General features: G+C 65.7%; 9 protein-coding genes. 4 read left to right on the forward strand and 5 right to left on the reverse strand.

Annotated features, from left to right (window positions below; all coding sequences use genetic code 11):
* Window positions 1-59: 59 nt before the first annotated feature.
* From nrdH to nrdE, 3 genes are read left to right on the forward strand one after another with little or no spacing between them, the layout of a single operon-like run.
* Window positions 60-305 (forward strand): glutaredoxin-like protein NrdH, encoded by a 246-nt coding sequence (gene nrdH / locus WA944_RS00075; protein ID WP_159232696.1) that lies wholly within the window; start codon window positions 60-62, stop codon window positions 303-305.
* Between the two features lie 36 nt (window positions 306-341).
* Window positions 342-794, forward strand: a complete 453-nt coding sequence (gene nrdI / locus WA944_RS00080; RefSeq protein ID WP_526611034.1) for a class Ib ribonucleoside-diphosphate reductase assembly flavoprotein NrdI — start codon at window positions 342-344, stop codon at window positions 792-794.
* Window positions 761-2,941 (forward strand): class 1b ribonucleoside-diphosphate reductase subunit alpha, encoded by a 2,181-nt coding sequence (gene nrdE / locus WA944_RS00085; RefSeq protein ID WP_526611035.1) that lies wholly within the window; start codon window positions 761-763, stop codon window positions 2,939-2,941. Before nrdI ends, nrdE begins: the two co-directional genes overlap by 34 nt.
* Before the next feature lie 77 nt (window positions 2,942-3,018).
* Here nrdE and WA944_RS00090 read toward each other — a convergent pair whose 3' ends face one another.
* Complete coding sequence (locus WA944_RS00090; RefSeq protein ID WP_526646030.1) at window positions 3,019-3,405, reverse strand: DUF5997 family protein; 387 nt, start codon at window positions 3,403-3,405, stop codon at window positions 3,019-3,021.
* A gap of 41 nt (window positions 3,406-3,446) precedes the next feature.
* Between WA944_RS00090 and WA944_RS00095 the strand changes: the two genes are divergently transcribed.
* Window positions 3,447-4,160 (forward strand): LysR family substrate-binding domain-containing protein, encoded by a 714-nt coding sequence (locus tag WA944_RS00095; protein ID WP_526373966.1) that lies wholly within the window; start codon window positions 3,447-3,449, stop codon window positions 4,158-4,160.
* 78 nt (window positions 4,161-4,238) lie between these two features.
* Here the strand turns inward: WA944_RS00095 and WA944_RS00100 are convergent, their stop codons facing one another.
* Genes WA944_RS00100 through WA944_RS00115 form a run of 4 tightly spaced genes read right to left on the reverse strand, consistent with a single transcriptional unit; the run spans window position 4,239 to window position 6,468 of the window.
* On the reverse strand, window positions 4,239-4,655 hold the full coding sequence (locus WA944_RS00100) for a VOC family protein (RefSeq protein WP_526373965.1): 417 nt from the start codon (window positions 4,653-4,655) through the stop codon (window positions 4,239-4,241).
* A gap of 40 nt (window positions 4,656-4,695) precedes the next feature.
* A complete protein-coding gene (locus WA944_RS00105) occupies window positions 4,696-4,947 on the reverse strand; it encodes a hypothetical protein (RefSeq protein WP_526373964.1) in 252 nt (83 codons plus the stop codon).
* Window positions 4,944-5,267: a hypothetical protein gene (locus WA944_RS00110; RefSeq protein ID WP_526373963.1), complete on the reverse strand. Its 324-nt coding sequence runs from the start codon at window positions 5,265-5,267 to the stop codon at window positions 4,944-4,946. The genes WA944_RS00105 and WA944_RS00110 overlap by 4 nt, the downstream gene beginning before the upstream one ends.
* Before the next feature lie 16 nt (window positions 5,268-5,283).
* Complete coding sequence (locus WA944_RS00115; RefSeq protein ID WP_526373962.1) at window positions 5,284-6,468, reverse strand: NAD(P)/FAD-dependent oxidoreductase; 1,185 nt, start codon at window positions 6,466-6,468, stop codon at window positions 5,284-5,286.
* Window positions 6,469-6,548 lie beyond the last annotated feature (80 nt).

Below are 6,548 nucleotides of genomic sequence, written 5' to 3' on the forward strand. Positions count from 1 at the left end.
AAGTCGTCACCGAGAACCACCGATCGCCGAACAAAAATTTCGCTGAGGGAGCCCGCCGAATGACTGTCACCGTGTACACCAAGCCCGCTTGCGTCCAGTGCAACGCCACCTACAAGGCGTTGGACAAGCAGGGGGTCGCATATGACGTCGTCGACATCTCGGTCGACAACGACGCGCGTGACTACGTCATGGCGCTCGGTTACCTACAGGCACCCGTCGTGGTCGCCGGCAACGACCACTGGTCCGGCTTCCGGCCCGATCGGATCAAGGCGCTGGCCGGTGCCGCCGTCGCAGCCACGGCATAACCGGTAATCGAAGGGCAGGAAGGAGGGCGCCGCGAGATGGCGAACGGCAACCTCGTCTACTTCTCCAGCGTCTCGGAGAACACTCACCGGTTCGTCGAGAAGCTGGAGATCCCTGCCATCCGCATTCCGCTGCGCGGGCGCATCGAGGTTGATGAGCCCTACGTGCTGGTGCTGCCCACCTACGGCGGTGGTCACGCCAACGGCCCCGATCCCGACGCCGGGGGATACGTCCCCAAGCAGGTGATCGCGTTCCTCAACAACGAGCACAACCGTGGCCTGCTGCGCGGTGTCATCGCCGCGGGCAACACCAACTTCGGCGCCGAGTTCGGCTACGCGGGCGTCGTCGTCTCTCGCAAGTGCGGCGTGCCGTTTCTCTACCGTTTCGAATTGATGGGCACCACGGACGACGTCTTCGCCGTCCGCGCGGGCCTCTCTGACTTCTGGAAGGACCAGACGTGCCCCCAACCGTCACAGCTGCAGAACCTGTAGCCAGCGAAGTTCACGTTCGCGCTAATTCGGGCGCGGACGAACTCGACTACCACGCGCTGAACGCGATGCTGAATCTGTACGACGCCGACGGCAAGATTCAGTTCGACAAGGACCGGGAAGCCGCCAACCAGTACTTCCTGCAGCACGTCAACCAGAACACGGTGTTCTTCCACAATCAGGACGAGAAGCTCGACTACCTGGTCCAGAAGAACTACTACGAGCGCGAGGTCCTCGACCAGTACTCACGAAACTTCGTCAAGACGTTGCTGGACCGCGCGTACGCCAAGAAGTTCCGGTTCCCGACGTTCCTGGGTGCGTTCAAGTACTACACCAGCTACACGCTCAAGACGTTCGACGGCAAGCGCTACCTCGAGCGCTTCGAAGACCGGGTGGTCATGGTGGCCCTCACGCTGGCCGCCGGTGACACCGTGCTCGCCGAGAAGCTGGTCGACGAGATCATCGACGGCCGGTTCCAGCCCGCCACCCCGACGTTCCTCAACTCCGGCAAGAAACAGCGCGGCGAGCCCGTGTCGTGCTTCCTGCTGCGCATCGAGGACAACATGGAGTCCATCGGGCGCTCGATCAACTCGGCGCTGCAGCTGTCCAAGCGTGGTGGCGGAGTCGCGTTGCTGCTCACCAACATCCGTGAGCACGGCGCGCCGATCAAGAACATCGAGAACCAGAGCTCGGGCGTCATCCCGATCATGAAGCTGCTCGAGGATTCGTTCTCCTACGCCAACCAGCTCGGCGCGCGCCAGGGTGCCGGCGCGGTGTACCTGCACGCTCACCACCCCGACATCTACCGCTTCCTGGACACCAAGCGGGAGAACGCCGACGAGAAGATCCGGATCAAGACGCTCTCGCTGGGTGTGGTGATCCCCGACATCACGTTCGAGCTGGCCAAGAAGAACGAGGACATGTACCTGTTCTCGCCGTACGACGTCGAGCGTGTCTACGGCGTGCCGTTCGCCGACGTCTCGGTCACCGAGAAGTACTACGAGATGGTCGACGACGCCCGGATCCGCAAGACCAAGATCAAGGCGCGGGAGTTCTTCCAGACGCTGGCCGAGCTGCAGTTCGAGTCGGGCTACCCATACATCATGTACGAGGACACGGTGAATCGCGCCAATCCGATCGAGGGCAAGATCACCCACTCCAACCTGTGCTCGGAGATCCTGCAGGTGTCCACCCCGTCGGAGTTCAACGACGATCTGTCCTATTCCAAGGTGGGCAAGGACATCTCGTGCAACCTCGGCTCGCTCAACATCGCCAAGGCCATGGACTCGCCGGACTTCGCCCAGACCATCGAGGTGGCGATCCGCGGGTTGACCGCGGTGAGCGATCAGACCTCGATCACCTCGGTGCCGTCGATCGAACAGGGCAACAACGAGTCCCACGCCATCGGCCTGGGGCAGATGAACCTGCACGGATATCTGGCCCGCGAGCGGATCCACTACGGCTCCGAAGAGGGCGTGGACTTCACGAACATGTACTTCTACACCGTGCTCTACCACGCGCTGCGGGCGAGCAACCGCATCGCGATCGAGCGGGGTACGGCGTTCGGTGGCTTCGAGCGTTCGAAGTACGCCTCCGGGGAGTTCTTCGACAAGTACACCGACCAGGTGTGGGAGCCGGCCACCGCGCAGGTGCGGGAGTTGTTCGCCGACGCCGGGATTCGCATTCCGACGCAGGAGGATTGGAAGCGGCTCAAGGAGTCGGTGCAGGCGCACGGCATCTACAACCAGAACCTGCAGGCGGTGCCGCCGACCGGGTCGATCAGCTACATCAACCACTCGACGAGTTCGATCCACCCGGTGGCCAGCAAGATCGAGATCCGCAAGGAAGGCAAGATCGGGCGGGCCTACTATCCGGCGCCGTATCTGACCAACGACAACCTGGAGTACTACCAGGACGCGTATGAGATCGGCTACGAGAAGATCATCGACACCTACGCCGCGGCCACCCAGCACGTGGACCAGGGGCTGAGCCTGACGCTGTTCTTCAAGGACACCGCCACCACCCGCGACGTCAACAAGGCGCAGATCTACGCCTGGCGCAAGGGCATCAAGACGCTCTACTACATCCGGCTGCGCCAGATGGCCTTGGAGGGCACTGAGGTGGAGGGTTGCGTCAGCTGCATGCTGTGAGGCTCTGACGTCGAGCGTGCGGATTCATACGCTCGGTGCGGCGAGTTGCGTACGAAATTGCACGATCGCGGCTGCGGTCAGCTCTCGCGAGCCTGGTCCGCACGTGCTGCCTTCAAGCGTCGCTCCTCACGAAGCACAGCCTGGTAGCTCTCACGTTCTGTGACCAGCCACTCCGGCATCTCCTCGAGCAGCGCGGCGATCTGCTCAGTGGTCAGCGCAGTCTCGACGTCGTTGCGCCCGAGTGCGGCGATCGAGATGCCCAGCTTGGCCGCCACGAGGTTCTTCGGGTGCGGACCGTGCTTGCGGAGGTCCTTGAGCCATTGCGGCGGGTCTGCCTGCAGGGCGGCCAGAGCGGTGCGGGTGATGGCGTTCTCCTGGAACTCGGCCGGCGTCGCGGGCAAGTACACGTCCAGCTTCTTCGCCGCCGTGGCCGGTTTCATGGACTGCGCGTTCGGCCTGCTCATGACCCCAGCCTATCGATGGCGCCCAGCGGTAGCCTGAGGCGGTGACCCGGCCCTCGCTCACCCTCGGTTACGTGCCCGGCGGGACGCCCGCGAAGTGGGCCCGGACCTGGGCGGAGCGTCACCCGGAGGCCCCCCTCGAGTTGCGCGTGGTCGCCGCCGCGGACGCGGTCGCCGAAGTGCGCGCAGGCACCGTCGACGTGGCGGTGCTGCGGCCGCAGCCGGACACGTCAGGGCTGGCCGTCATCCCCCTCTACGAGGAGACGACGGTCGCCGTGGTGCCGGCCGATCACCTTCTCAGTGCGGTCGACGAGATCACCGCCGCAGACCTCGACGGCGAGCCGGTACTGCTGCCACTCGACGACGTCGTCGCCTGGGAGGGCGCGCCCGGTACCCCGGTCGATCACCGACCCGAGACCACCGAGGACGCAACAGCACTCGTCGCTGCAGGAGTTGGCGCGCTCGTCGTCCCACAGTCGCTGGCGCGGCTGTACCACCGCAAAGACCTCACGTATCGCCCGATCACCGACGCGCCTACCTGTCCGGTGGCACTCGTCGTCCCGGAAGGGCCGCAGTCACCGCTGGTCGAGGAGTTCATCGGGATCGTGCGGGGGCGCAGACCCGGTTCATCGCGGACTCAGACCCAGCCGGCACCAAAACGCACCGCACGGGAGAAGGCCCTCGCGAAGCAGGCCGCCCGCGCTGCCGCGGGCAAGGTCGCGCGCAAACCGGGCCGGGCCGGGCGCGGACGACGCTGACGGGCGCCCGGTTGTGCGGTGTCATACGCTACTCGCCGCCATGCACGTATCAGACGGCACATTCGGCGAAAGGACGCGTTAGATCGTCAGCGTCCCATCGTCGTTGATCGTCCACTCGGGGTTGAGTGCGACCTCCCATACATGGCCGTCGGGATCGGCGAAGTAGCCCGAATAGCCGCCCCAGAACACCTTTTCGGCGGGCTTGAGGATGGTCGCGCCCGCCGCCGCGGCCTGACCGAGCACCGCGTCGACGTCGGCTTCGGAGCGCTGGTTGATGGCGATGGTGATGCCGCTGAACCGGCCGTCGACCGGGTGCCGGCAGTCCTCGGCGAGCTCACCGCGGCCGAACAACGCCAGAGCGATGCCCGGCAGCTGGTAGAAGACGACCCCCTCGGGCGCCTGCTTGGGCACCCACCCCAGCCCCTCCTCGTAGAAGCGGCCGGCCCGGTCGAGATCGTCGACACCGAGCGTGATGAGGCTGATCCGCTGTTCCATGCCGGTGAGGGTAATCCGAACCTACGACATGTCCGGCATCTCACTGCGTCAGATCGGACCAGAACTCCGCCGTGGGGTGCGCGGTGCCGGGGCGGTGCGGGCCCGGGCCGAACTCGTTGTCGACAAAGTGCACGAGATCGTCGCCGCAGCTGAGGATCTCGGTGCGATAGATCGACAACACCGGATGGCCGAAGGAGTCGTGTCCCGCCGGCAGGAAACGGTGACCGAACACCGGGGCCATCCGGGGGACCCGGGCCAGCCGATAGCGTGCCGTCCGCAGCGCGTCTTTCATCCGGGCCGGCGGTCGTCCCCAGTGTGGTGCCAGAATTCGTTCCACTCCACGTCGAACAGCACGCCGTCGACAGGCAGTTGAAGCACCGCACCCAGGGTTCGGCGCGGTCCCGACCGCCAGTCCGGCCACGAATCCCCGACAGGGAGCCCGGCCGACAGAAAGGCGCGATGGTCGTCGGCGAACTCGAAGTCGAACTCGGCCTGCACCTGGGTGATCTCGGCGGCGCTGAGACCGGGAGCGAGGTCCACCGAGCCGAGCACGCTCAGCCGTCGTGCCGCCTCGACGCCCAGTCGGGCGCCGTCAGGCTGCGACACCATCATCGGGTTGGACGCCGGCCTACTTCACCTTGTGTTGCGGGCCCTGGGCCTTCTTGTACAGCGCCTTGAGCATCCGGTCCCGGAACGCGGCGTTGTCGATCAGCCTCACGCCGACGTTGGCGAGCTTGGGCTGTCCGATCAGCTTGTGCATGTAGCGGCCGCGTTTGTACTCCCGACCCCACGCCGCTTCCATCCGCTGCGCGTAGTTGGTGAAGTCGTCGGGCCCGCCGTTCTGCAGCGCGGCGACCGCACACTCTCCGGCGGCCAGCCCCGACTCGAGCGCCTTCGAGATGCCGGCGCCGGAGGCCGGCTTGCCTGCGCCCAGCGAGTCACCGGTGAACAGCACACCCGGCCGCCACGGCGGCCACGCGGTGAATCCCATCGGTAGCCGCCAGGCGCGCACGCTCTTGTTCTTCTTGAGTTCCTCGATCGGCGGGAGCTCCCAGTCGCGCGGGAGGGTACGCAGGAACTCGCCGAGGAATTGGGTGGCGTTGATCGACTGCCAGTTCTTGTAGCTGTTGACGTAGCCGAGGCCGATGTTGAAGACGCCGTCGCCCATCGGGAACACCCAGCCGTACCCGGGCAGCTGATCGCCTTCGAACACCAGCTTCAGGTAGATGTCGAGCGAGTCGGAGTCCGGCCGGTTGGCGTGCATCTCCGAGCGGATCGCGATCGCCTGGTAGCCGTTGTATTCGGAGTCGATCTTGAGCGCGCGCTTGATCGGGGAGTAGGCACCGTCGGCGGCGATCACCGCATCGCCGTAGACCTTCTCTCCACCCTTGAGCGTCACACCGATCACCCGGCCGCCGGCGTCCATCTCCGGTCCGGTGACCTCGGCGCCCTGGCGTACCTCGGCACCGGCCGACTCGGCGTGCTTGAGCAGCACCGTGTCCAGGTGGGTGCGGCTGACGGTGTGGCCGTGGTCGGGCATGCCCGGGCGCTTCGGGAACGACAGTTCCCACTCGCTCGGGCTGAAGACCGTGACCCGGTTCACCCGGTGGAAGGTGGCCACCTCATCGGCCAGCCCCATCTTCTGCAGGTAGCTGACCGCGCGGGCGGTCAGGCCGTCCCCACAGGGCTTGTCGCGGGGGAACTGCGCCTTGTCCAGGACCACGACTTTCGCGCCGGTCTGCGCGGCCTGCCACGCGGCGGCCGAACCCGAAGGCCCTCCACCGGCGATAACCAGGTCGTATCGCTGCGTCATGAATCTCGTCTCGTCGATCGGCTTGTCGCAGCGATAGTACCCAAGTCGGTGTCAGCCATCTCGCCGGGAAGATTCCCTAA

This window comes from Mycobacterium sp., from assembly GCF_049683355.1.
Classification (GTDB): Bacteria; Actinomycetota; Actinomycetes; order Mycobacteriales; family Mycobacteriaceae; genus Mycobacterium.